This is a genomic window from Limnohabitans sp. DM1, assembly GCF_001269385.1.
Classification (GTDB): Bacteria; Pseudomonadota; Gammaproteobacteria; order Burkholderiales; family Burkholderiaceae_C; genus Limnohabitans_A.
This window is the reverse complement of record NZ_CXOO01000077.1, coordinates 1-2,952: the sequence shown is the minus strand read 5'-3', so window position 1 is coordinate 2,952 and position 2,952 is coordinate 1. Positions and strand designations below refer to the sequence as shown.

The 2,952-nt window shown below is 61.5% G+C and carries 1 protein-coding gene; it reads left to right on the top strand.

Translation table 11 applies throughout. The annotated features are described in order from the left end of the window. Nucleotides 1–2,952, top strand: a 2,952-nt coding sequence (locus AMM33_RS21265) for a hemagglutinin repeat-containing protein (RefSeq protein ID WP_194945665.1), incomplete at both ends; no start/stop codon positions are given.

The window sequence follows — 2,952 nt, the reverse complement described above, 5'->3', positions numbered from 1 at the left end:
CATCGTGGCCGGCACCAGCAGCGACTACGACCTCATGAAAGGCCTGATGGACGCAGGCGTGCTGGCCGGGGCGCAACTGGGCCTGGCTGCAGGCCAAGCCTTGAACGAGCAGCAACAAGCGGCGCTGACGCAAGACATGGTCTGGCCCGAATGGCAAGAAGTGGACGGCCAGCGCGTGCTGGTGCCTAAGGTTTACCTGGCGCACAAGGAACCCGGCAACGACCCGGCCAACACCCCCACAGGCGTGGGCGCGCTCATCGTTGGGCGTGAGGTCAGCATCACCGCCCAAGACGTGCGTCAAGAAGGGGCCGCCATCCAATCGCAGACGCTGCTGAGCATCAACGCCAGCGGGCAAGTCAGCGGCAGCGGCAGCTACAGCGGCGGCACCAGTGTGGCCATCGTGGCCGCCAGCGTGGACCTGAAGAACGCCAGCGTGCAAAGCGCAGGCTGGCTGCAGCTCGAGACAAGCCAAGGCGATTTGAACCTGACGGCCACCCAAATCAGCGCAGCGGACAACGCCACTGTCAAAAGCGCAGGCGAGCTGAACCTGCTGGCGCAAAAGCACGAAGCGCATGTGGTGCGCCAAGACGGCAGCCGCAAAGACGAAGTCAAGTTTGAGGCCACCAACATCAAAGCCGGCGGCAACTTGACGCTGCAAAGCACCAAGGACCTCACCGTGCAAGGCAGCAAGCTCAGTGCGGGGCAAGACCTCAAGGTGGAGTCCACCGGTGGCAGCGTGGACCTGCAAGCGGTGACGAACACAGAAGACGCCACCAACGTGATCGTGCCCCAAGCCAAGGCAGCCGCCACCGTGCAGGCAGATGCGTCGAACAGTGCATTGGGCCGTCCATTAGCCAGCTTCTTTGGGCGATTCAAGTCAGAGCCCGAACCCGAACCCCAGCGCATCGACATCCACAACCAGAACGTACAAGGCGTGCAACTGCAAAGCGGGGGCGCCACACAAGTGCTGGCCGCACAAGACCTCCAGGCAAACGCCTTGCGAGTGCAGGCGGCACAAGAGGCGAAGCTGCAAAGCGGCGCAGCGATGCAACTGCAAAGCGCCCAAGTCAAGGCCAAAGACGTGGTCGTGCAAGCGGGTGGACAGCTTCAGGCACAAAACCTGGATGTACAAGGCCAAAGCAGTGTGGACATGAAGGCCGCCAGCGCCCAACTGGACAACAGCCAGCTGCAAAGCGGGGGCGAACTCAAGCTCAAGACCACCCGAGGCGATTTGACGCTGCAAGCGAGCGACGTGCAGGCCGCAGGCAACACCACGCTCCAAAGCGCAGGCGCCATGAACTTGCTGGCCACAGAACAAAAAACCGCAACATCCACCATCCACAACACCAGTGATGTGAAAGCCGGTGGCCTCTTGACGCTGGAAAGCACCAAGGACCTCACCGCGCAAGGCAGCAAGCTCAGCGCGGGGCAAGACCTCAAGGTGGAATCCACACAAGGCAGCGTGGACCTGAAGGCCCTCAAAAACAGTGAAGACAGCACCACGACCAACCCATCGAGTGAGGGCGGGTTTTTAAGATTTCTGCGCACCCAGCAGAGCACCACGACGCACAAAGAAACCATCGAAGGCGTGCAACTGAGCAGTGGCGGCAACACGCAAATCAAAGCCTTGGGCAACTTGAGCGCAGAAAGCCTGCAACTGCGTGCAGGCGGCGATGCCGCACTGGGCGCAGCAGGGGCGGTGGCCATCACCAGCGGCCAAGCCTACAGCAGCACGCAAACGGGCAGCGACGTGCGTCAAAGCCTGCAAACCGAACGCAGCCAGATCGAAGCCGGTGGAAAGGTCACCATTTATGGCGAACAAGCAGTCAAGCTCAGCGCGACGGACGTGAACGCCGGTGGCAAAGCCCTGGTGCAGTCCAAAGGCGACATAGAGCTGGGCTACAACACCGACACCGAACAGCACAACTGGACCACCAGCAGCTCCAGCAGCAGCTGGGGCGGGCTCCAAAGCAGCACCACCACGACCAACCACACCACGGTGGACAAAACCGCCGAAGTGAGCAAGGTCAAAGCAGGCCAAGTGCAAGTGCTGGGCAAGAACATCACCAGCTTGGGCGCAGACATCAAGGGTCAAACCCTCGTGCAGGTCGAAGGCGCGGACCAGACCAAGCTGTACGCGGTCAACGAAGAGCACAAGAGCAATGCCGACAGCCGAACCAGCTCCAGCTTCGTTGGCATCAATTACAGCAACAGCCAAAGCAGCGACAGCAGCTTGAACACCACAGCGCTGGCCCCCAAGCTGACCTCGCAAGAGGCGATCAAGGTGGGCGTGGGCACGGTGACTGATGTGCGCGGGGCCATCATGACCGCGCCCAAGATTGACATCGTGCGCAGCGAAGGTGCAGACACCAGCAAAGACGGTGAGCTGATTGTGGGCACCAGCACCAACACGACCACGACCAGCCACACGGAGAAGACCACAACGGCCGGTGTGTGGCAAGCGCAGTCGGGCAACGGCAGCACCACACAAACGGCCAACCAGACGCAAATCAACGGTCAGCTGAACATTGCCAACGGCATCAACACGACGGTGCAGATCCCCGAGGGGAACCTCAAAGACCAGATCGCAGCGCTGAGCCAGCAGCCTGGGTTGGGCTACCTCAAAGACCTGGCGAGCAATCCCAACATCAAATGGGAACAAGTCAAGCTGGCGCACGACCAGTGGAGCTACAGCCAGCAAGGGCTGACGCCTGCGGGGGCGGCGCTGCTGAGCATTGCCATTGCGGTGTACACAGGTGGCATGGGGGCAGAACTGTTGGGCGGCACAGCTGGCACAGCGGCCACGGCCACCACGGCAGCCACGCAAGCTACCTTGATGGGCAGCACCGCATTTGGCGCAGCCGCCAATGCAGGCTTTGCTGCATTGGCGGCAAGTGCGGGTGTGAGCTTCGTGAACAACGGCGGCGACATTGGCAAGACGCTGAGCGACAT